This window comes from Thalassospira profundimaris (assembly GCF_003326795.1).
GTDB classification, from domain to species: Bacteria; Pseudomonadota; Alphaproteobacteria; order Rhodospirillales; family Thalassospiraceae; genus Thalassospira; species Thalassospira profundimaris_C.
This window is the reverse complement of record NZ_JPWI01000015.1, coordinates 117,992-141,176: the sequence shown is the minus strand read 5'-3', so window position 1 is coordinate 141,176 and position 23,185 is coordinate 117,992. Positions and strand designations below refer to the sequence as shown.

Annotated in this window: 21 protein-coding genes; 13 read left to right on the top strand and 8 right to left on the bottom strand. The window is 52.2% G+C overall.

The genetic code is table 11. From position 1 onward, the window contains the following. Positions 1-11: 11 nt before the first annotated feature. From TH30_RS22675 to TH30_RS19325, 9 genes are all read left to right on the top strand, one after another. Positions 12-155: a DUF411 domain-containing protein gene (locus TH30_RS22675; RefSeq protein WP_404969468.1), complete on the top strand. Its 144-nt coding sequence runs from the start codon at positions 12-14 to the stop codon at positions 153-155. Positions 156-302: 147 nt separating this feature from the next. Beyond that, complete coding sequence (locus TH30_RS19365; protein ID WP_114099731.1) at positions 303-788, top strand: c-type cytochrome; 486 nt, start codon at positions 303-305, stop codon at positions 786-788. Beyond that, positions 785-1,147 (top strand): redoxin family protein, encoded by a 363-nt coding sequence (locus TH30_RS19360; protein ID WP_114099730.1) that lies wholly within the window; start codon positions 785-787, stop codon positions 1,145-1,147. The genes TH30_RS19365 and TH30_RS19360 overlap by 4 nt, the downstream gene beginning before the upstream one ends. A gap of 485 nt (positions 1,148-1,632) precedes the next feature. Further along, on the top strand, positions 1,633-2,451 hold the full coding sequence (locus TH30_RS19355; RefSeq protein ID WP_114099729.1) for a chromate resistance protein ChrB domain-containing protein: 819 nt from the start codon (positions 1,633-1,635) through the stop codon (positions 2,449-2,451). A gap of 3 nt (positions 2,452-2,454) precedes the next feature. Next, entirely contained in the window at positions 2,455-3,747 is a 1,293-nt protein-coding gene (chrA, locus tag TH30_RS19350) for a chromate efflux transporter (RefSeq protein WP_114099728.1), read from the top strand. Between the two features lie 234 nt (positions 3,748-3,981). Next, on the top strand, positions 3,982-4,569 hold the full coding sequence (locus TH30_RS19345; RefSeq protein ID WP_114099727.1) for a recombinase family protein: 588 nt from the start codon (positions 3,982-3,984) through the stop codon (positions 4,567-4,569). 10 nt (positions 4,570-4,579) lie between these two features. Then, positions 4,580-6,196 (top strand): DDE-type integrase/transposase/recombinase, encoded by a 1,617-nt coding sequence (locus tag TH30_RS19340; protein WP_114099735.1) that lies wholly within the window; start codon positions 4,580-4,582, stop codon positions 6,194-6,196. A 12-nt stretch (positions 6,197-6,208) separates the two neighbouring features. After that, the gene (locus tag TH30_RS19335) at positions 6,209-7,183 is read left to right on the top strand and encodes an ExeA family protein (protein ID WP_114099726.1); all 975 of its coding nucleotides are present in this window, start codon (positions 6,209-6,211) and stop codon (positions 7,181-7,183) included. 531 nt (positions 7,184-7,714) lie between these two features. Next, the gene (locus tag TH30_RS19325) at positions 7,715-8,941 is read left to right on the top strand and encodes a DUF2235 domain-containing protein (protein ID WP_083952713.1); all 1,227 of its coding nucleotides are present in this window, start codon (positions 7,715-7,717) and stop codon (positions 8,939-8,941) included. 86 nt (positions 8,942-9,027) lie between these two features. On the opposite strand, the gene TH30_RS19320 is transcribed toward TH30_RS19325, so the two are convergent. The 3 genes from TH30_RS19320 to TH30_RS19310 form a co-directional block, all read right to left on the bottom strand. Beyond that, positions 9,028-10,575, bottom strand: a complete 1,548-nt coding sequence (locus tag TH30_RS19320; RefSeq protein ID WP_063086220.1) for a hypothetical protein — start codon at positions 10,573-10,575, stop codon at positions 9,028-9,030. Between the two features lie 69 nt (positions 10,576-10,644). Then, positions 10,645-12,633, bottom strand: coding sequence for an ATP-dependent nuclease (locus tag TH30_RS19315; protein ID WP_209220771.1), 1,989 nt, complete (start codon positions 12,631-12,633; stop codon positions 10,645-10,647). A 262-nt stretch (positions 12,634-12,895) separates the two neighbouring features. Then, a complete protein-coding gene (locus tag TH30_RS19310) occupies positions 12,896-13,102 on the bottom strand; it encodes a DUF3892 domain-containing protein (RefSeq protein WP_063086221.1) in 207 nt (68 codons plus the stop codon). Positions 13,103-13,828: 726 nt separating this feature from the next. Between TH30_RS19310 and TH30_RS19305 the strand changes: the two genes are divergently transcribed. The 3 genes from TH30_RS19305 (at position 13,829) to TH30_RS19290 (ending at position 17,109) form a co-directional block, all read left to right on the top strand. Then, positions 13,829-14,131, top strand: coding sequence for a hypothetical protein (locus TH30_RS19305; RefSeq protein ID WP_198155600.1), 303 nt, complete (start codon positions 13,829-13,831; stop codon positions 14,129-14,131). 576 nt (positions 14,132-14,707) lie between these two features. Further along, a complete protein-coding gene (locus TH30_RS19295) occupies positions 14,708-16,483 on the top strand; it encodes a thiamine pyrophosphate-binding protein (RefSeq protein WP_063086225.1) in 1,776 nt (591 codons plus the stop codon). A 122-nt stretch (positions 16,484-16,605) separates the two neighbouring features. Next, the gene (locus tag TH30_RS19290; RefSeq protein ID WP_063086228.1) at positions 16,606-17,109 is read left to right on the top strand and encodes a MarR family winged helix-turn-helix transcriptional regulator; all 504 of its coding nucleotides are present in this window, start codon (positions 16,606-16,608) and stop codon (positions 17,107-17,109) included. Between the two features lie 15 nt (positions 17,110-17,124). Here TH30_RS19290 and TH30_RS19285 read toward each other — a convergent pair whose 3' ends face one another. From TH30_RS19285 to TH30_RS19265, 5 genes are read right to left on the bottom strand one after another with little or no spacing between them, the layout of a single operon-like run. Then, on the bottom strand, positions 17,125-17,574 hold the full coding sequence (locus TH30_RS19285) for a hypothetical protein (RefSeq protein WP_063086230.1): 450 nt from the start codon (positions 17,572-17,574) through the stop codon (positions 17,125-17,127). A gap of 4 nt (positions 17,575-17,578) precedes the next feature. Beyond that, the gene (nadC, locus tag TH30_RS19280; RefSeq protein WP_063086232.1) at positions 17,579-18,460 is read right to left on the bottom strand and encodes a carboxylating nicotinate-nucleotide diphosphorylase; all 882 of its coding nucleotides are present in this window, start codon (positions 18,458-18,460) and stop codon (positions 17,579-17,581) included. Next, the gene (locus tag TH30_RS19275) at positions 18,457-19,449 is read right to left on the bottom strand and encodes an ABC transporter substrate-binding protein (RefSeq protein ID WP_175494872.1); all 993 of its coding nucleotides are present in this window, start codon (positions 19,447-19,449) and stop codon (positions 18,457-18,459) included. Before TH30_RS19275 ends, nadC begins: the two co-directional genes overlap by 4 nt. Further along, positions 19,446-20,669: a Gfo/Idh/MocA family oxidoreductase gene (locus tag TH30_RS19270; protein ID WP_223304935.1), complete on the bottom strand. Its 1,224-nt coding sequence runs from the start codon at positions 20,667-20,669 to the stop codon at positions 19,446-19,448. Before TH30_RS19270 ends, TH30_RS19275 begins: the two co-directional genes overlap by 4 nt. Next, on the bottom strand, positions 20,653-21,747 hold the full coding sequence (locus TH30_RS19265) for a PDR/VanB family oxidoreductase (protein WP_223304934.1): 1,095 nt from the start codon (positions 21,745-21,747) through the stop codon (positions 20,653-20,655). Before TH30_RS19265 ends, TH30_RS19270 begins: the two co-directional genes overlap by 17 nt. Between TH30_RS19265 and TH30_RS19260 the strand changes: the two genes are divergently transcribed. Continuing rightward, entirely contained in the window at positions 21,736-23,013 is a 1,278-nt protein-coding gene (locus TH30_RS19260) for a Rieske 2Fe-2S domain-containing protein (RefSeq protein ID WP_063086236.1), read from the top strand. The two genes, TH30_RS19265 and TH30_RS19260, sit on opposite strands and share 12 nt — an antisense overlap. Positions 23,014-23,185: the final 172 nt, after the last annotated feature.

Here is a 23,185-nt window from a genome sequence, read left to right as displayed (position 1 = left end):
TCATTGAACGGATGCTTGATGAACGCCCGGAAATAACGGGCATCACGTTGCCTGGCATGCCACCGAATGCGCCGGGCATGGCGCAGCAAAAAATCGGGACGCTGAAAACCTACGCGTTCGGAGAGGACGGCGTTGCCGTTTACGCCAATGAATGAGTGTTTTGGACAGATGATGGATAGCTCGATGATGGGTAGCCCGATGATGATGCTGATGATGGCGGGAGGCGGTCTTGTGTTCCTTCTGATCCTTGCGATCCTGATCATGAGCGTTCTCGCGTTGTTTAAATATCTACGGGGCAGGAAATGAGTGCGGTATTGCCCGGATCATTGGTCACCGGATTAATGGCTGGTGTCGGCATGGCTTTGCTGTCCGGGGTGGCGGATGCTGGATCAACGCCCGAGAATCTGACTTTTCTGGAAAAGCCGATCACTCCGGAACAGATTGCACTGGGCAACGATGTTTATGCTGAATTCTGCGCATCGTGCCATGGCGCAAATCTTGAGGGGCAGGAAAACTGGAAGCGCCGCCTTGATACCGGGCGGATGCCGGCCCCGCCACACGATGCCAGTGGCCACACATGGCGCCATAGCGATCAGGAACTGTTTGCGATCACCAAGTTCGGGGTTGGCGCTGTCGTGCCGGGGTATGAGAGCGATATGCCTGCATTTGAGGATGTGCTGAGTGATGAGGAGATCATCGCGGTACTTGGCTATATCAAGAGTGTCTGGTCGGACGAGGAACGCGCATTCCAGCACAATCTGAAGCCTAAAGACGGGAGGGCGAAATGAGTGCAGTCCCCAAAGAACATCGCCCGCAAAAGCACTTCAACCGGCTGATCTATTTTCTGCCGCTTGGCATCGCCTTGATATTGGGTGTGGCCCTGGCGAAGGGATTGACTCTTGATCCCAACACACTCCCCTCGGCCCTGTTGGGCAGACAGGTCCCCGAATTTGACCTTCCGCCGGTAAAAGGCCGGATGCAAGGTTTGTCGAGTACGGATCTCAAAGGTGAAGTGTCGCTGGTCAATGTTTTTGCCTCCTGGTGTGTCGCGTGCCGTGAAGAACACCCCGTGTTCATGAAACTGGCCCGCGACGGCACCGTTCCACTGCATGGTCTGAACTATAAGTATAGAGGATTGCACTTATAATCCGTCAAACTTGCACTTATCGCGCTTTTCCGGCTCAGATTAAGTGATTTTATCGCCAGAGCCAAACTCACATTAACTGCGAATGTGATCAGATTATTTGCCACCAGACCGCAATCATCACCGTGAAATCACATTATCTGCCACTAACGCTCACATTACCAATTTGAATTGACACATAAAATTAGAAATAATGCCGAGTTCCGGATTATGCCGCGCTGACATCTGAAAGCACATGTTTTGATAGGCTTTCGGCAAGCTACATCTGCATAAGACTGTCGTGAGAAACAGCGGCCATTCGTGACTTGCGTAGCGTGGGTCTTGAAGGAGCCCTTTTTCCATTTGTTCTGCGATGCGGCTAATGTCTGCTCTGGAGCTTGACGGCGCGGAAAACCGGGTTTAAAAAAGCGGTTCCGGGGGTCCGCAAGAACCCCGTGAGGCGCCAGCCCAATCTTGCATCCATCCAACCTGTTCATGGAGGATGCTTTATGGCGTCATACAATGAAATACCCGTATCGACCTTGGCCCGCTTGGTGGGGACACCCGATTGTCCCGTACTGCTTGATGTACGCATTGACGAAGACTTCGATGCGGACCCGCACCTGATCCCTAGCGCGATGCGTCAACCATTTCTCGATGTGCGTGACCTTGCCGATGATCTCGCGGGCCGTTCGGTCGTCGTCTACTGCCAGAAAGGCCTGAAGATTAGCCAAGGTGCCGCCGCATTGTTGCGATCAGTCGGCGCGAAGGCGGAAATCCTCGAAGGTGGGCAATTCGCCTGGAAAGATGCCGGGCTTCCGATGGTTCTTGCGGAAAAACTTCCACCGTCTGATGCCAGCGGATGCTCGGTCTGGGTAACGCGTCACAGGCCAAAGATCGACAGGATTGCTTGTCCCTGGCTTATTCGCCGGTTTGTCGATCCGAATGCCCAAATACTGTTTGTCGCCGCATCGCAGGTCCTCAACGTCGCAGAACGTTTCAATGCGACGCCCTTCGACGTTGAAAACGTATTCTGGAGCCATCGCGGCGAAAAATGCACGTTCGACACGATGATTGAAGAGTTCGGCATCAGCCATAGTGCGCTTGAGGGATTGGCCGTGATCGTGCGTGGTGCCGACACCAACAGGCATGATCTGGCACCTGAAGCAGCGGGACTTCTTGCTGCCTCACTAGGCCTATCTCGAATGTATCGCGACGACCTGGAACAGCTCGAAGCTGGCATGATGCTCTACGACGCATTCTATCGGTGGGCACGCGATGCCACGGATGAAGGGCATGACTGGCCCGCCGCGTTGAAGAAGGCGTAGGTCATGAGTGGTTCCAGTAACGTCCTGAGGGACGAAACCCCGACGCTTGCGGAAGCAACACGGGTTTGGTGGAAGATCGGCATCCTATCGTTTGGCGGTCCCGCCGCCCAGATCTCGCTCATGCATAAGGAGGTCGTTGAAGACCGCAGTTGGCTCTCTGAGCAGCAATTCCTGAATGCGCTGAGCGTTTGCATGCTCTTACCCGGCCCCGAGGCGATGCAGTTGGCTACCTATGCCGGGTGGCGGCTGCATGGCACGTTCGGCGGCTTGATCGCCGGGCTGCTGTTCGTCTTGCCTGGTGCCGCCGTGATCATGTTGCTGGCGACGATCTACAGCATCTTTGGCGATGTACCGCTTGTGGAGGCACTGTTTTACGGAATCAAGGCTGCCGTTCTGGTGATCGTGGTCGAGGCATTGTTGCGGGTCGCGAAAAAGGCACTTTCACAGCGTGTGCATTGGCTGATTGCGGCGTTGGCGTTTGTCGGGATATTCTTCTTGTCGATCCCCTATCCGCTGATCGTCCTAATGGCGGGCCTGTGCGGCTGGTTCATGAGAACCGTGGACATGGATCGGAAGGCTGTGGACATGGCGCACGTGTCGGTGGGTAAGACGAGCCTTACGATCGCAACATGGTTGGCGATCTGGCTACTGCCACTGCTTGCCCTCGGATGGTCGGGTGCGCCCGGCATCCTGGTCGAGGTCGGCAGCTTTTTTTCCATGCTCGCTGTCGTGACCTTCGGCGGTGCTTATGCTGTTCTCGCCTACATGGCACAAGATGTCGTTGTCCAATTCGGCTGGCTAACCGCAGGTGAAATGGTCGACGCCCTTGGGTTGGCGGAAACGACACCTGGCCCGCTAATCCTGGTCACGCAATTCGTCGGGTTTCTCGCCGGCTTCAAGGACGGTGGACTTCTGCTTGGCCTGAGTGCTGCCGTAGTGGCGCTTTGGGTGACCTTCGCCCCGTGCTTTCTCTGGATACTCGTTGGTGCACCTTACATCGAATGGATATCGAACCAACCACGACTGAAAGGTGCCCTTAAGGCAATCACCGCCGCCGTCGTGGGTGTCATCCTAAATCTTTCGATCTGGTTTGCACTGCATGTCCTGTTCTCTGGCGTGAACCGGCAGAAGCTGGGACCCATAACGCTTTGGCGGCCGGACCTTGCAACCATCGAATGGCTCGCCGTAACCCTGTTCCTCCTCAGCAGCTTCCTGGCCTTCCGGTTGCACTGGGGTATCATCAGGATTCTGTTGGTTGCGTCGTTTCTTGGAGCTGGTTTGAAGCTGTTCCTCTGAGACCTGCCCGAAGAACATGAAAACTCGGATCGCCTTTGTAACGTGCCATTCCCGTAGTGCGGTCCGGGCAGGACAGCATACCTTGTACGCTGCATCCAGAAAGGGAACGTTTTCCAGACAGGTGAAAGCCCGAACGCCGATCTCCGATTGAAAACTGTTAATTTGTCTGTATACCCCGTCTTGAAATCAACGTAATATTCTGCGCCTCAAAAACGGCTTTCCGGACGGTGCGCCATGCGTATCGGCTATGCACGGGTTTCGACCGACGATCAAAATCTTGACCTGCAAAATGACGCTTTGCGGGAAGCTGGTTGTGAGCGCATTTTTCGGGACAAGGTGAGCGGCGCCAAAACTGATCGTCCCGGGCTTGATCGCACCTTCGAAGAATTACGTCAGGGCGATGTGCTGGTTGTCTGGCGTCTGGATCGCCTTGGACGGTCCCTGAAGGAATTGATTGCGCATGCCGAGATGTTGGCAGAGCGACAAATCGGTCTGCGATCAATTACCGAAGCGATTGATACGACCACCAGCGGCGGCAAGCTGGTCTTTCATATTTTTGCCGCCCTTGCCGAATTCGAGCGGAACCTGATCCGGGAGCGAACGAAGGCCGGCCTGGAAGCCGCAAGATCGCGCGGCCGTAAAGGCGGCCGTCGAAAAGCACTGACGAAAGACAAGCGCCGTCACGTCGCAAACCTGTATCGATCAAGACAGCACAGTATTAAAGAGATCTGCGATCTGATGGGTGTGTCGCGGGCAACCGTCTATACCTATGTCGCGGAATTTGCAGATAGCATTGATGGCGAGGCCGACAATGAAAGGTAGGGCCGCACGCATACCGGCCGAGGCACTTCTGGCGCTTCGGACCAGATTGTCTTCTCTGCCCGTGCGAGACCCCGGTCGGGCCAGCGCTGTTGCACGGACTGCCGGGTTATATGGCCTCAGTATATCGTCGGTCTATCGCCAGTTACGAGACTTGCAACGCCCGAAAGGCTTGCAACGTTCTGATCGCGGTGTGCCCCGCGCAATATCGCAGGCAGAGATGGAACGCTATTGCGAGATCGTAGCCGCCCTGAAAATCAGAACAGAGAATGGCAAAGGTCACAAGTTGTCGACGAATGAAGCCATCCGGTTGCTTGAGGATCACGGTGTTGAGACGCCCGAAGGTTATGTGCAAGCCCCTAAAGGAACGCTGGCGGCATCTACCCTGAACCGGTGGCTTCGGAACTGGGGATATGATCATCCCCGGATTATACGCGGCCCGGCCGCCGTCCGGTTTCAGGCCAGATATTCCAACGAACTCTGGCATTTCGACATGAGCCCGTCCGATCTGAAGCAACTCGACCAGCCGGAATGGATCGAACCCGGACGGGGCGCACCAACCCTGATGCTTTATAGCGTGGTGGATGATCGTAGTGGTGTTGCCTATCAGGAATATCGCTGTGTGTATGGTGAGGATGCGGAATCTGCCTTGCGGTTCCTGTTCAACGCCATGGCACCCAAAGAAGGCACCACACTTCAGGGCAGACCGGCAGGGCTGTATCTCGACAATGGACCGGTTGCCAAAAGCATCGTGTTCCAGACCGTCATGGGACATCTTGGCGTTGATTGGCGTACTCACATGCCTCGTGGCTCTGACGGTCGACGGGTTACGGCGCGATCCAAGGGCAAGGTTGAACGTCCGTTCCTGACCGTCAAGGAAGCTCATGAAACCCTGTATCACTTTCATCGTCCCAAAACAGAGGCCGAAGCCAATAGCTGGTTGTTGAACTTTATCAACCGCTACAATGACAAACCGCATCGCCATGAAGCCCATAGCCGGGCGGAAGACTGGTGTTCAAACTTGCCCGAGCAAGGCCTGCGCGAAATGTGTTCCTGGGAACGGTATTGCGCCTTTGCCCGGGAACCGGAACGCCGAACGGTTGCAGCGGATGCCCGCATTCATCTGAAGGGCGCCTATTACGAGGTGGACCCGGATCTGGCGGGTGAAGAAGTTTTATTGTGGTGGGGATTGTTCGATCAGGAACTATTTGTCGAGTTCGGCAGCAAACGCTATGGCCCATATCGCCCTGTCGGCGGACCAATCCCATTGCATCGGTATCGCAAACAGGCCAAATCGCCCCGCGAGAAGCGTGCCGACAAGGTAGCAGACTTGGCTGCCAGAATATCGGTACCGCGTTCGGCCCTGGCCGGGCCGGAACAGGCATTTGCCAGCGCGGAGATTATCCCCCTCGTTGAAGCAAAGTTTGAAGATCCAGACCCGTGGCACCAGTTCAGTTATGCCAGCACCCTCGATGCGCGTCGCGGCATTGCGGATTTGTTGGAGAAACCGCTGGCGCGGTTGAGTGCCGAAGATCTTGAATTCATCGAGGAGCTTGTCACCACCACGATAAACAAACGTGAAATTGCTACGGCAATCAAAACACGGTTCGGTAAGAACCCCAAAACATAATAGGAGGCTGTCATGCTAACAGCGGATGTCAGGGCATTTTATGGCATCGAGAAGGACTGGGCGCTGGCCGGTTTTTTCGAAACGGAATGGCACCGCCAGATGATGGCCGACCTGCGGGCGGCCATTCTGGCCGGGAGGCTGGTTGCCATTACAGGATCTGTCGGTGTCGGAAAAACCATGATGTTAAACCGGCTTCAGGCTGAATTGGCCGCAAGCAAGGATATTCTGGTGGCGCGCAGCCTGTCGATCGACAAACCGCGTGTTGTTTTGCCAGCCCTTCTGACCGCCATCTTTCTCGATGTCTCGGGCGATGCAGATGTCAAAGTGCCGACACAGCCCGAAAAGCGGGAGCGCAAGCTTCAGGACCTCATCAGGAAAATGAGAAAAACCGTCGTTCTGTTCATCGATGAAGCTCATGACTTGCATGGAAACACGCTGACAGGCCTCAAGCGCCTGATGGAAATTGTCCAGGCAGGTGACGGGGTTCTGTCTGTCGTTCTGGTTGGCCATCCCCGCTTGCGGAATGATCTGAACAAGGCGACAATGGAAGAGATCGGTCACAGAACCACCAAGATCATGTTTCAGGGACTGGGGGATGACAGTCGCAAATATCTCGACTGGCTGCTGAAGCAGTGCAGGACCAAAAACACCAGGCAGGGAGACATTATTGCGGACGATGCGCTGGATCTGATGGTGGAACGCCTGTCAACACCGCTTCAGTTTACCGAACATCTGACACGCGCTTTCACCGAAGCCTACAAGCTTGGCGCCAAGCCTGTCACGCGGGAGATTGTCGAAGAAACAATTGCGATCGGATATGACGATCTGGATGCCCGACTGGCACGGCTTGGATACAACGCCAAGACACTTGCGGAGCAATTCGATACCCGGCTTCCGGAAATGCGCAAATTCCTGAAAGGACATCTGGATTCCGAACGAACCCAGGAACTGGGGCAGATGATGCGACAGGCCGGATTGCCAATATGACCTTCAGTGGCACATAATGTGATTTCACAGCGATGATTGCGATCTGATGGCAGGTAATCTGATCTCATTCTCAGTTAATTTGATTTTGGCACCCGTGATAAAATCACTTAATCTGATCCGAAAAAGCCCGATAAGTGCGAGTTGGGAGAATTATAAGTGCAAGTCTCTACAGTTAAAGAGCTCTAATGCGACATCAAGCCAAAGTCCGCGCAACTCACGGCCAGGGCGTGCTAGTACGACATCTTGCGCAGGTACTCCCACAGCATGCGCTGAGTCATGCAAGTCTACCAACCGGAATGCGCCCAACAACCACTCTAGGTCTTCGGGAATCTCGTGGTCAGAATTCTGCGAGAGGTCGTGCGGCATCTTCACAGCTCAGTGCAAGTTTTATGTGAATTCCGAAGTATAAATAGTTGCAACCAAAGATAGAATATACTTTCATAATTAACACATAGGAACAACTTGAAACTGTTCGAGATCCTATCGGAGCTCCCACGTTTCAGAAAAATCGCCACAGCGTCAGGTTAGGCCATGACAGATACCCCATCCAAAACGCGCATGTCGCGCTCCAGCGTCGGCCCAGGCAGGAATCTTGTTGTCTGTTGCGATGGCACCACCAACGAAATTGGCAAGCAGCTTTCCAATGTGCTTAAGCTCTATCGGATCGCAGAAAAGAGTGAACAGCAGCTGGTCTTTTACCAACCGGGAATTGGCACTGTTGCAATGCCAGACAGTTGGGGAAAGTGGCGGCAAAAGGCCCATGCCACTTTTGAAATGGCGACCGGGAAAGGTCTGGATCGCGACGTATTGGCAGCATACCGCTTTCTGGTAGAAAACTACCGTGAGGGCGACCGAATATATCTGTTTGGCTTTAGCAGAGGCGCATATACGGTTCGCGTATTGGCTGGCATGATCTATCTTGTAGGTTTGTTACGCCAACATCAGGCTAATTTTGCAGGCTATGCGCTTAAAGCCTACAAAAATGCCAAAGAGGATAGTAATTATGCTACCGCCCATGAGTTTCGCGAGATCGTGCGTCCCTATGCTCAGGTTCCGATCGAGTTTCTTGGCGTTTGGGATACGGTGTCCTCAGTCATCGTTCCGGTATGGCTCAGCATCTTTCCAAAGTTCCACCTTGAAGAACTACCATTCGCCTCGATAAATCCGGCAGTCAAGGTGGTTCGCCATGCCGTGGCTATTCATGAATACCGCCGGATGTTCCGCCTGAAAAACTGGGCGAACAGTCAGAAGTTCCAACCGAACCGATATTCACAGGCCACTAATCACACAAAGCAAGACCTGCGCGAGGTCTGGTTCAACGGTTGTCATTCAGATATCGGCGGCGGCTTTGTCGAAGAAGAAAGTGCGCTGTCCAAGTTCCCGTTACGATGGATGCTAGCGCAAGCACGAAACAGGGGCCTGAGAATTCGCACACAAATGGTCAACCATATCGTACTTGGCCACCCAAGGGTCAATGCGCGCCAATACACCAAACCATCGGCTGATGGCCTTTTACACACATCCCTCACGACCGGCTGGAGACTTCTGGAATTTCTGCCCAAGAACGCACATCGCCAAGAATGGCATGAACGAAAAATCTGGTGGAAACGGTTTTATTTTCCTAGGGGGGAGCCCCGCCATATTCCACCAGATAGCCTCATACATATATCCGCCATCGAGCGCTTCAAAGACAATGAAAAGGAACGCCCAAGAAATTGGCCTGCTTCATACGTTATTGAAAAGGCGGAAGGCCCGTGAATAATCCCAAGACTGTCGGTGCCATGAGTCCTCGCGGCCATTCTGCAGCATCCCTTGAGATCGCGCAATTTAAGCAGTTGGCTTCTTTAACGTGATTTACTCGGGCTTCGTGCAACACACCGAAACACAATCACTACGATACACGTTGGATACATAGCGTCTTCGGGATATCGACGTTCAAGAGTGGTCACGCAGTTCTCCAAACTTACCACCGATGCATCCTCCTCAGGGAGATCAAGAACCAAGACGAATCCCAAACGCGAGATGGCGGCATAAGATGCAGCTTGCCCACCTGGAGGGAAAGCTTTCTCAATATCGGCCAAATCTATTGGTTTTTTGCGTCCGCGACGTACTTTCAGTTCAATGGGGATTGAATCATCAAACAGTATGTCTGCCTCTCCACCGAAGCGTTCCGGCTTTTTGACGACGCGTGCGCCAAATTCACTCCGCAGGCGCTCATAGATAAATGGTAGAAAAAACTTGTCTTCAATCTGAAGAGTTTTTTCGTCTTTATGCTGCTCCAGCCAAACTTCGGCTAGCTCTCTCATGAGACTCGGTTCTTCGATACAAAACGAGGCTCTTCGAAGAAGCCCTGAGCATATTGCACCAAACGACTGCTCAAGTTCGGCTTTCCCACCAAACACTAATCCCTGACGTACGTGCTGATGTAAACGATGATACAGAACGAGCTCAGTTTCATTCAGCAAAGATCTCGTTTGGGGACTAAGTCCCGCATCCACAGCACCAAAGATATTTTGTTTTGCTGGCCGCCGAACAAAATAGCGAACAACAACATCGTTTCGCTCGCGGGGATCACTCTCCAAATCAAGGTCAATCAGATCAAGATAACCGTTCACTTCTAGGAACAATGGTAGAAGAATTTTATCCTCTAACCCCGAAGTGCCAATTCCAAGCATTGTTAAATCCATGTTGTCAAAAACTTGGATCGCCCACCTAAAGGGAATTCTATTAGACAGCAGGGTGAATTCCGTTTCTCCCGTCGTATCAAACCGTTCGTCTAATTGATTTACGAGAAGCTCCACCTGCTTTCTGAAATCTATACGCGGCCCAGAATCTCCGGGTCGATTCTGGGCTGTCGCAAGGAGCATGAGGAGTTTTGAAGAAAGCTCCAAAGCAAAAGGGATACGTTTGGAAACCTCTTCACATAGAACTTTCGGGCAGACCGCTATGTCAAAGACTTGCAGTCCATCAACTTCCGCACATGAAACACGCTCTACACACGGAGCAAGCTCATCAACCTCGCTACCTGTTTCCAGCCATTTGAGTCGAGTTGCGATATGATCTTGGTAATGCTCAAGAAGGGTTTTCTCTTCTCCTGTGGGGCTCATTTCAACTCCAGTCAGAGCTGACAGAGCATCACCGACAAGTTCTGACATTTTATGCGTATGCCTAATCGTTTCAGCTGCGAGACTAGACACCAACGCTTCTTTGCTGACCTTTCGAAAGAAATCGCAGAGAGATAGCTGAACAGTTATTGTTCGCTCAAGTTTAGGGTCTGGGCATTTCATCAAAACGAGCCGTGCAAAGAAGGTCTCACAAAGTTCGGTAAAGCGGAGCTTATGATGCTCGCGGGCAATGAAGCCCCCCATTTTCTCCGTATCATTTTCGGTCATCAGATTGCCTCTAAGGCTTGTGTCGTCACCAATTTTGTTTGCAAGAAACTAGAAGAGTTGTTGATCGTGTCACCCTGCTGATTGAGCTTGGGGACTCCCCGTTAATCTCACATTCCCATCTTCCCCATGTTGCGCTGCCCACTCCGACAACTGCTCGAGCAACTGGTCAAGATGTGGTTTCTGCGAATCGTAACCATCTGGATCCGGTGAGCCTTCAACGTATAACTCAATCATTCGGTCAAGAACCATTTCGCCAACTGCTTTGTCAGATGTCACAGCCTTGTAGGCTTCATAGGGTTTGTCTTTGCCAAGCTCCTCTCCACCAAGAAACCGTTCAAAGTCGGGAATACTCCAACGATGTCGAACATTGATACCGTCTTGACGACACGCGATAACAGCTTCGCGAATAGAGTTGTTAATTGTCCACATGGGGTTGTGGCTCTCGCCAGACTTGGAGAAAGGCCAATCAACATCATGAACAATCCCAAAGTCTGTCTTGAAATGATGCAAGATCTTCATGAGCGGTATCAGTATCGCTTTGCCTCGTGCTCGAATGATGCTGGCACTCCGCTTCAAATTGGAGTCTTCATTCTGAACAGAGCCAAGGAACGCAGCCTGTTCGGTATCTCCCTCCACCAGGATAGGATAACTGCCAAAAAAAACTTCAGCCAAACTGACATCCGTCAATTGCAGTGCCTTCAGGTTTTCTTTCTCATCAGGGGAGAACGACACCTGGTCTGCTACATAGATAAGCGGCGAGATCGATTTTCCGTCGACAGACCGCTCCAATCTTGCGATCGTCGTGTGATCTTCCAACGGGTTGATGAAATAAGGCGAGTGCGTTGTGATAAGCACTTGCCAATCTGGATGATTGGCGAGTGCATAGAGATGCGTTTGAGCCAAACGGGCCGCCATCGGATGCAACGCATTTTCCGGCTCGTCCATGAGCAATATATAGCCGGGCAATGCAGGGTCTTCCGCGTCGGCAGGAAAATCTCCGGTACCGTCTAAGGCAGCAAGTGTCGCAGCTAACTGTTCTATTTTGGCCTCATCTCTTGTTTTCTTCTTTTCTTCGCTGATCAAAGCCTTCTCAACAGCGGTACGACGCTCCTTGTCACGCTCCATCTCGTTATGGACCTGTAGCATCGACCAAAAAAGTGCTCGGCGCGCTCCCGTGCCTTGCTGGGTAAGCTGAGACTTTCCACTTGCCTCCTCGATCCTTATTCCTGATCCCTGTTTAAGTAAGGTCTCAATTTTCAAATCTGGTGGTGGCATTTCCACTTGCAGCTTTACCCCGAGATCAGGAAATACAGCTTGCAAGCTCCCCATCACTTTTTCTGAGATTTCATTTATCCGTGCTTCGTGCGGTACAGCCACTTTATTCACTGTATCGGCAAGTGCCAGTCTTGCTTTAAACAGATCCGAATTCTCGTCCTTCGCGGACGCCTTTAACTCGGTCACGATGGGGCTCAAAGCCAAAGTGAGGAGCACTTCTTCCGTTTTGATCGCGTCATCTAGAGAACCGACACGCATTGGCTTTGGTAAACGAGACTTGAATACATTGTCGGCCCCGCCGGCCTTACCATCACTTGCCCAGTCCTCGACCTCTGGATCCCAAGTCTCACGCGTAATGCCTTCACGATCTGCAGGCCATATCCAGCGACTTCGTACGATGCGCAGACCGTTGCCGTCATCAAATTTCCATTTCTCGTCAACATTGCCCATACCCTCAGGGATATGCACATCAAGTTGAATTTCCGACGCTTCACCTTCGGGAGCCCAATTGCAACGATCCTTGGCATAATCGAATGAACTCGGCGTGTGCGCCAGCTCGTAGGCTCTCAGGATTGTAGTCTTTCCGGCGTTGTTTGCACCAACCAGGCAAAGAATATTGTCCAGCTTAACGGTCAATGTCTCGCTGCCAATACATCCGACATTCTTTACGGAAATACTTACTAGTTTTGATCTCATCTCTCCCCCCATTTGCCAAAGGAACGTCCCAATCAGAAGGTATGAAAAAACCTTCCAGATCGATTTGTGCAATTTGATGGGAGCCATTCTAGACCAGAAGCAAACGTCAATGCTTGATCAACCACGCCCCAATTAAGAGTAGGGGGGCTATGCAAAGGTGGTTAATGGTTTGCTGGAAAGTGCCAAAACTATTGGTATCACAAAATCCGCTTCAACTGGGTTATCCCACTACATATTTTGTCATGGGTAGCACTCCTGCCCTCAATTCGGCCAACATCTCGGAAGAATAGCAGAGTTTAAACGGCAGCAATTTCGCCTTTAGTACTCGTGTCAGAATGTGCAATGAGACTTAACGGTTCACATTGTCTTTTTTCGAGCGATCAGGATTGTCGCGCGCGTATTCCCGACCATTGATCTTCACAACATGGGCGTCAGGATGCTGACCTTTTTTAATCTCGTTCACTATTTGCTTACGCGGAACATTCTTACGAGGTCCAACGTCGTAGTGCTCGTTGCGCCCACCGGGACCGTCGTTCTTTCCTTTGATCTTGGTCATCATCAAGCTCCTTGGAAATCTACTGAAAGCACAGAATAAAACAACTTCAGCGAATCTTCACTTAAAAATAATCAACCAAAAGACACTATTCACCTATTTGCGCCACCGATGATCGAAACAGGGCCCTGCCATCTGCCTTTTCTTCTTGGCCGAACAGTAGATGAATTTGTCCGTTAAAAGACCTTAACGGACAAATTCACAGCCGAAACGATTGCCCGCCTGCTTGACAGGGTATCCTCTCCACCCAACATCTCAATTCTGGGCTGTCGGCACCGTTTGGCTCTAAGCCTCCCCCGACAGACAATGGCCAAAGCTCGCCAATCTCCGGCGGGCTTTGGCTTCTCCGAAACGATCGGCTCGCCGAGAGGCCAGGCCGCACCGCGCCGCCTATCTTTCGCCCAGGGAAAAGGGTCAGTCCGGCTTCGGGTGCTTTTCCAGATATTCGCCGATCTTTATGCCAATGAGCAGCAGGACGAAAAAGGCCCCGGTGCCGAAGAGAAAAAGATTGATGCTGGTGGAATCCATAGGGACCTCCCTTGTCATGCATCCAACTCTCGACCCATGTCACCCTTGTATGATGGGCGAAACGGGACGACATTTCCAGCTTGTTGACGGGCAGAAGAGATAAAACGGGAGGCACGGACCACGGCAGCGCACTTCAGCCAGAACCCCAGAGCGACTGCGGTCGCGCTCAAGGCCTATCGCAATATTGCACACAACTGGGCATTGTCCGCCCGTCAGGCGGCAGCCCTTGCCGATATGTCCCCGGGCAAATGGCGCGGCGCGCGCCGCCCGAATTATCGCGGCCGGATCAATGTCGATCAGATGCTCAGGCTGAGCGCACTGATCGGCATCTATCGCAGCCTTGAGCTGTATTTTAACACGCCGATCGCCCGCTCCTGGATATTGCTGCCCAATCAGGGGCCGCTGTTTCTTGGGGCGAAACCCCTTGATGTCATGATCGCAGATGGATTGCCAGCTCTGCTTACAACCCGGCAATATCTAGACAACTGTCTGGACGGACAGTGATAGCGCGTATCGGTTTCAGATCAGATACCGGCAATAGCCAAGATTGCTTTGAAACTGTTGACCAAGGTGAGTCATCTGCCATCGAGGCGAAATGACTCTCCGAACCGAGATACTGGCTGGTCGACTCCCTCTCCTGCATGTCAGACTGCTCTTAGAGTTTATTCCTCAAACAGTGCCACGCATTCGTAGCATTGAGCACGATTGCGGATACGGAGTTTGGTCAAGGGTGGAGCCGCCATTGGTCCAGTAAAGGGACAGGGTTTTGCGGCGTGTAAGAGCAGGTCTGTTTATCGTCTAGGGCAGCACGTCGCAGTGACATCACGAACCGCGCATTTATCGACCACCTCTTTCCAGTGCACATTCAAGTGCCCGGCGACGGCCTCACCATCCGCTCCCAAACAAGCAGGAAGTCCCGCTTAGCTACCCAGACGGAAAAACAGAAGCAGATTGCTCCGTCACGAGGATCAGAGCCGCAGATAGCATCGGAAAACCCGTTTGACATGATATTAGATATCGAAGTACTTAAATGGGAGACTATAAAGAACACCAACTAAAGTAAAAAATCGGGAGGAAGAGATGGAAAAGGTCGAGCGGCCTGTCATATCCGAGACAACAGGCTTGTGGGGGAGCGATCTGATCGCGGAGATGCTGCGTGCTCTCGATGTCGAATATGTAGCGCTTAATCCCGGTTCCAGTTTTCGTGGGCTGCATGACAGCCTTGTTAATCATCTGGGCAACGAAAATCCTCAAATGCTGTTGTGCCTTCATGAAGAACATACCGTCGCAATTGCACATGGCTGGGCGAAGGTAACCGGACGGCCTATGGCCGCGATTGTGCATGCAAATGTCGGTTTAATGCATGCGACAATGTCTATCTACAATGCCTGGTGTGACCGAGTCCCTGTTATGGTCTTTGGGGCAACCGGTCCTGTCGATGCGACGGAACGACGACCTTGGATAGATTGGATCCACACGTCGCGCGATCAGGCGGCGATTGTTCGGCCATATGTCAAATGGGATGATCAACCTGCATCGTTATCTGCTTCGCTTGAGGCCATGATTCGCGGCGCTTTAATTGCAAAAACAGCACCCATGGCTCCTGTGTATATTTGTTTTGATGTTGCAGTACAGGAAGAGGCTGTCACAGCCCCGATCAAGACACCCGATCCAAGGCGTTTTAAGTTGCCTATGTCACAGGGATTATTGCCCGACGCGCTTGCGGAACTTCACACGCGGCTAAAAGAGTCCCGGTCCCCAGTATTTCTTATGGGCCGAGTTTCTCGGTCTGCAGATGACTGGGCATACCGAGTGGCTTTGGCAGAGCATTTCAATGCTCGCGTTCTCACCGATATCAAACTGGGTGCGGCCTTTCCGACAGACCATTCTCTTCATTCCGGAACGCCAGGATTTTTCCTTTCCCCTGATGGTGCAAAAGTCCTCAACGAAGCTGATTTGATTGTCAGTTTTGACTGGGTAGACGTTGCGGGCACACTCAAACAGGCTGGCGCTCAGGCCGAGAATGCACCACTCGTTCAGCTATCGGTTGATCACCAACTTCACAATGGCTGGAGCCTTGATCATCAGGCCGCGGTTCGAGCTGATCTGCATATTGCGGCTGAGCCCGACATCGTCATACGTACACTATGTAAAGAGGTCGGTTTAACACCCCAATTGAAACCGCAGAACTTGCCGGCTTTCAGTACCGGAAAGTTGACAGATGATTTGGGACCTATGGATGTAGATACCCTTGCTGCGGCCCTCGGCGATGGGCTTAAAAACGAGGTTGTGTCTCTTGTTCGTCTGCCATTGAGTTGGGGCGGGGATTTGTGGCATTTCCGTCATCCACTTGACTATCTTGGCTATGACGGTGGCGCAGGTATTGCCTCAGGGCCGGGTATGCTGGTCGGGGCAGCACTGGCACTGAAGGGTACAGATCGGCTACCCGTTGCCGTGTTGGGGGATGGCGATTACCTTATGGGTGTTTCGGCCTTCTGGACCGCGGCCCGTTACGGTATCCCTTTCCTCGCGATCATTGCCAATAATCGATCTTTCTATAATGACGAAATCCATCAGGAAAAAGTTGCCGTCAGCCGTGAACGTCCAGTTGAAAACAAATGGATCGGTCAGCATATTGGAGGACCTGATATCGATCTTGCCGCCATGGCCCGCGCGCAAGGGGTAAAGGCCATTGGTCCCGTGACCAATGCGCGTGATTTGAAATCGGCAATTGAGGTGGCACTCGAGGATGTCAGACAGGGCAATGCTGTCGTTATCGATGCACGCATCACCCCGGGTTACAGCAAAGCAATGTCTGCGGGAATGACCCGCACGGCGGATGAAACAGCAGAGTAAATATGGCATGTGTCAACCATGCTTGATATGCTGTGTATCAAGCATGTTTGACTCCTCTATACGACGACTGTATCAGTCAAACGCAAAATATTTCAGTTGGCTTTAAGGGCGTCGTTTTGTTCATGACCGATAAAGAAAACAGAGTTCCCAATTCGCGAGAGCGTCTTGCTCATATTATCCGGTTGGCAACTCGGGGTTTTAACCGGTCTTTGCAAATACGTTTGGCCTCTCATCATGTTACGTTCGGGCAGTGGATATTTTTACGCATCCTGTGGGAGCAGGAAGGTCTGACACAACGTGAGTTGAGTGAAGAAGCCGGATTAACTGAACCCACAACCCACACGGCTCTGCAGCGGCTTGAAGCGCTTGGTTTTCTTGAAAAAAGAACGCTAGCCGGAAACAAGCGAAAACAGCATGTGTTTCTGACCAAGCGTGGCAAAGAACTGCGCATCGAACTTGAACCGCTTGCCGTAGAGGTGAACGAGGTTGCGCTGGCAGGATTGTCATCTTCCGAGTTGGATATAATCCGTAAGGGGATGCTTCTGATTCTGGATAATCTTGAAGAGGATGAGCGAAAAGCAGGTGAAGAGGGGCGAAAGGTCCCTCCTACCCGCATTCCGACTTAAGTTTTTTTCAGGTATTTAACACGGCGCGGTCGCAGAAAGCCTCTCGATAAAGGTATCGGTCGTGGTTATTTCGCGAAGCGGCATGTTTTCGCTTCCGGCATCTGGATTTGCATCATAATTCAGTCCTTCACCATCCCAGAACCACCAATAGACAACATTTCCTTGTCGGTCCCTGATGGGAATACGGAATGTCGGGAAGGTGCTGTCACTGGAGGGGACCTTCGTGCTTGTCACTTTTCGCCCTTCAAGCATGCCTCGCTCGATTGCGGAAAATAACGGCAGCATAACCGTGAAGACTGATTGACCTGATGCGAGTTCGAGAATGTTTTCCGGAGGTTTTTTGTAGTAACCCGGCAATGCACGAATGACTTCTGGATAGGCCGGGTGATTATGTGTGATCTGTACATAGGCAAAACCACCCGGAAGTTTGACCTCAATCACATCGCCTGGCTGAAACTGTTTCATTTTCCTATCCCAGTGTTACGTCGAGGCCAATATCAAGGGTTGGTGCCGAGATCGTGATTTTCGAGCTTGAGATATAATCAACCCCGGTTTCAGCAACGTCCTTGATGGTGTCGATATTGATGCCACCGGATGCTTCGATCCGCGCACGGCCGGCATTAAGGGCAACCGCCTCTTTCAGACCGTTGATGCCGAAATTATCAACCAGCACCGTTGATGCGCCCGCTGCAAGGGCTTCTTCAAGCTGTATCAGCGTGTCGACTTCGATCTCGATTACGACAAGATGGCCGACATAATTGCGGGCAGCTTCAATTGCGTTGGTGATAGATCCGCAAACGGCAATGTGGTTGTCTTTGATCAGGACGGCATCATCAAGACCAAAGCGATGGTTGGCACCGCCCCCACAGCGCACCGCATACTTTTCAAATGCGCGCAGGCCCGGTGTGGTTTTCCGCGTACAGCAAATGCGTGCCTTTGTATGAGCAATTAGATCTGCGAACTTTGCGGTTGTCGTTGCGATGCCTGACAGATGGCACAGGTAGTTTAGCGCAACGCGTTCCGATGACAGTATGGCACGTGCATTGCCGGTCACCCGGGCGATTTCATCACCCGGGGCCAGAACATCTCCATCCTTCTTGAATGCCTCAAACGCCAGCCCCGCACCGGCAAGTGCAAAGGAACTTCGTGCGAAATCGACACCACATAAACGCCCGGCTTCACGCGAGACCAAAGATACTTTTGCACTGAGATCAGGACCAATTGTTGCATCCGTGGTCAGGTCGCCGGCGCGTCCAAGATCCTCCTTAAGGGCGGCGCGAACGCCTTCCTCGATCAGAATGTGCGGCAAGGAGGGCATGACTGCAGATGTTTTTGCGATGGTATTGGTCATAGGCTGAAGACCTCACGCGTGGAGGGGTGGAAAAGCTCGTCGATCGAAAGTTTGCGCGGTGAAAGTCCTTGGCGGTAGTGATAGTCAAGGAACGTCTCGATGACTTTGCGGTTTGGCGCAACGCCATAGGGCCAAAGATCATCACCCAGAAGGTTTTTCGCGCGATCAAGCGTGTCTTCGACAAACGGCATCGTGACCTTCGTCGCGGACGTGTCGCTCAGCGCATCAAGCGCCATCTTCTTTGATTGCGAGAACGCCTTAAGCAGCGCCCCGGGAAGCCATGGATGCTGCTCAGCCAAGCTTTTGCGGACACCCAACACATGCATGATCGGGAAGATCGATGTACGTTTATAGTGGTCTTCTGCCGCTGAAATGCTGTCAGTGAACAGGCGCCCGACATGCGGGTGACCTTCGTTAAAGCATTTTGGCCAACGCGGACCAATGAAACCATCAATCTCACCGTCCATCAGCATCTGATTAAGCGTCGCACCGTCTGGCGCCTGGGTCATTTTGACATCATCGGGCAGATCAACCTTGATCTTTTCCGGCCGACCCGGCGTGTCCATGCCACCACGTACCCAATGGATGTCGGATGGTTTTACCCCATAGTCATCCTCAAGAATGCCTCTCACCCAGACATTTGCCGTCAGCTGATATTCCGCAATACCGATGCGGCGTCCTTTGAGGTCTTCGGGGCTATTGATGCCTTTGTCCGTCCGGATGTAAACCGACGTGTGGCGGAAGGCGCGCGACAGGAAGACCGGAATTGCCACATAGTGAGATTCTTCTCGTGCGAGTTTTACGCAGTAGGACGAAAATGAAAGCTCGCTGACATCGAAATCTTCGTTACGGAATGCCCGGAAGAACATTTCTTCCGGGGACAGCAGCATTGATACGGGATCTACGCCATCAATTTTGACGCGTCCATCAAAAATCGGCCTGGTGCGATCATAGTCTCCGTAGGCAAGTGAAAGTGTCAGATTACTCACGAGTTTCCTCCAATATTTGTTTTTTGTGTCTGTATTTGATGAAGCAGCTTGACCGGTGCTGCCGCTTCTGCGGATTGCAAAATCGCGTGGCACGCTTCAAGCGTGGCAAGGCCCCAGCGCCCGGTTTGTGATGGCGGAGCGTTAAAGCGGACAGCTTTAATCAAGGCGGAGTTAACGCCGGCGCGTGGGCCCATCTCCAGCGGTGCAGGAATGTATTTCTGTTCGAAATGGCCGTGCAGCCAAACCCCGTTGGGCGTAATCCGCAGATCGCCGCCGTCACACGAGACAATGATCGGGCCAAAATGTTCGTGGTTTGGCGCGGGTGGTCGTGCCGGGGTTTCGCCATATGTTCGACCGGATTTCAGGGCGGATTCTTCTTCCGGGCTTGAAACCTTGGTCAAGGCTTTGCGGGCTTGACCGTAGCTTTCAGGGTCCTTCGGATAGCCAAGTTCGCCAACCCAGCCTTGCCATACATCGGAATCAAAATGCGCGTAGCCCGAATAGGTCAAAGAGGCAAAGGCACCGCCTTCAAATGTAGCCAATGCGCTATATGCGCCTTCAGTCGGGCGGGCCGGATCCCAGTTCCCGGTGGCCGCAGTGATGGTTTTCATCATGCCGCCACCCAGAAGCCTAACAATATCAAGCTGGTGGACAGCCTGACTGAAAATCACTCCGCCGCCTTCTTCTGTGACGAGTTCCTCCGGTCGACGCGGACGATATAGGAAGTCGGTATAGTTCATTGCATGAATCATGCGGACGTTGCCGACATCGCCAGACTGAATGATCTTATGGGCCAACATTACAGCCCCATCAAAGCTGTGGCTGGGGCCCACAATCAGTTGCACGCCCGCTTTCTCACAGGCTTCGACCATTTTGATGCCGTCTTCAAGATGGATCGCAAGTGGCTTCTCAACCAAAACATGCTTTCCGGCTTTCGCAGCAATTTCCACGTGATCGACATGCATTTGATGCGGTGTGGCGATATAGACGGCTTCGACGTCCGGATCGGCGCAAATATCCTCGACGTTCTGATAGGTGCGCCCGCCAAACTCCTGCTCGAACGCCGCACGTGAAGATTCCCGCGGTGCGCATGCCGCAACAAGTTGCACCCGATCATCTGCATTGATGCTTGGCAATGTCAGCATGAACCCGCGACCAAGCCCGATGACGCCAAGGCGCAAGGGCGCCTCAAGCTTCGGCTGATTAGAGTTCGATGACAAGATTTCCCTCCCTTGCGCGGGAGACACAAATCATGATCTGGCTGTCTTTTTCTTCATCCATCAGGACCATGTCGCGATGGTCAACATCCCCTTCGATCAGCTTGCAGCGGCAAGTGCCACAGGTGCCGCTTTCACAAGAGCTTACCGTTTTGATGCCATTATCACGAAGTGCTTCGAGAACGGACCTGTCAGCAGGAACCGTGATGGTGGTATCGAGATTGGCGACTTTCACTTCAAACGGTTTATCGTCTTCGCGCACGGCATCGACGGCTTTGAAGTCTTCGAAATGCACACGCCCTTCCGGCCAATGGCCTGAGATGGCTTTGATTTCTTCCATCAAGGGGGATGGACCGCAGCAATAGACATGCCCGGCACCGGGCTCTTCGAAGTGATCCCAGAAATCATAAACCTGATTGAGATCGCCATTGTCGTGATGAAACTTAACGCGTGATCCGAATGCGTTTTTGATATCATCCAGATATGCAGTTTCCTCGGCAGATCGGGTGCAGTAGATCATCTCGAACGGCTTGCCCTGCGCAGACAGGTGATTGGCCATTGCGTAAATTGGAGTGACCCCGATTCCGCCTGCAATCAGCAAATATTTCGGTGCATTTTTGAGTGCGAACGAGTTCTCGGGTGCCTGAATTGTAATCTCGCTACCTTCAGTAGCTGACTCGTGCATTGAGGATGATCCGCCACGCGATTCAGGCTCGCGTTTCACGGCAATCACGTAGGTTTCCGGAAATTCCCCATCATTAACAAGCGAATAGCGGCGCATCGCGCCGGATGGCGTTTCGACGGTGATATGCGATCCCGGCGCAAAGGCAGGGAGTTCGATCTCATCCACGGGGGAAAGCGTAAACTCGCAAATATAAGGCGTTAGCTGACGCCGTGCCTCTACGCGCATTTTTATGCTTTCTAATTCTGTTGACATTTTTTCCTCCCGAAGTAACTTTGATGAATAAATTAGATATCTAATAATTCTTGTCAAGTCACTAGATGCCTGTAATGATGTGATATTGATTCTTTGATATCTAAGAAAACACAAAGGAGGAGAGTTCACGTTATGCTCAGCCATGAAGAGAATGACCTGTTAACCCGCGTCTCGGGTGATGCGCCAATGGGGAAGCTGATGCGCCAGCACTGGACGCCGGTTTGCCTCATTGAAGAAGTTGCCGAAGCGGATGGCAAACCGCTGCTGGTGGAGGCGATTGGCAATCGCTATGTCGCCTTTCGGGATTCAAACGGAAAGCTTGGTCTTCTTGATGAGCTCTGCCCGCACAGACGTGCATCTCTGGTTTTTGGTCGTAACGAAGATTGCGGACTGCGGTGCCTCTATCACGGCTGGAAGTTCGATGTTGAAGGCAACTGTGTTGCCATGTCGTCCGAACCCGAAGGCAGTCCGCTACATGAGAAGGTAAAGCACAAGTCTTACAAGACCGTCGAATGGGGGGGCTTTGTTTGGGCATGGCTTGGCGAAGAAGAAGACATGTATCCGTTTTCGCCACCTGCATTTGCCCCGACCGAAGATACCCAGGTTTCAATCCTGAAAATCAGGATTCCGGCCAACTGGGCGCAGATTACCGAAGGGCAGATCGATTCCGCACATTCGTCCAGTTTGCATTCATCGGATATGAAGCCGGCCCGCGTTGAAGGCGCTTCCGCGGATGATCAGGCATGGTACCGCCCTTCGACGGATAAATCTCCGCGCATGCAGACCCAAACGACCAGCTACGGCTTCCACTATGCTGCGATCCGTAAGCCGATCAAAAATCCTAGTACCCATAACTATCTTCGTATTACCGAGTATATTGCACCCTATACATCTCTGATCCCGCCGAATAACAATTATAATGTTGCGAGTGTTATCGTTCCTATTGACGATGAAACCACTCATTTCCATTTCATTGCCTGGGGTGGAAAGGCCTGTCCGACAACCGAAGAGTGGCGAAAATTCAATCACGCACAAAAAGGCATTCACCTTGATGATCGTTGGGTCTCCCAGCGTCAATTGCACAATAATTTCCTGCAGGATCGCCAGGCTATGAAGCTCGGGAGTTTCACGGGTGTTAAGGGTATTCCCAATCAGGATATTGTGATGTGGGTATCTATGGGTGCCATTGTTGATCGATCGGTAGATATTCTTGGGGCTTCCGATCTCGCGATTGTCGAGTTTCGCCGCTTGATGGTTGATGCAGCCAGAAAAGTTGCTGCCGGTGGCGATGCGATCGGTACCGTCGAGCCAAGAATTCCGCATGCAGACATCGCTTCGCGCGAGGGGGTCTATCCGCAGACAGTGGATTGGCGAACTCTTGTGGAAGAGAAAAGTGTCGCTGCCGAATAAGGTTTTGATAGCAGGTTCGTTTGTGAGCCTGCTATTTTTTTCGAACAAAACTAAGATATCTAATTTTATGGTTGACTGATCTCCTTTGCTGCCATTTAATTTAGATATCTTATAAAAAAGACCAGAGAGACCTTTCCGTGATTACAAAAAATAATAAACACGGAAATTCCCG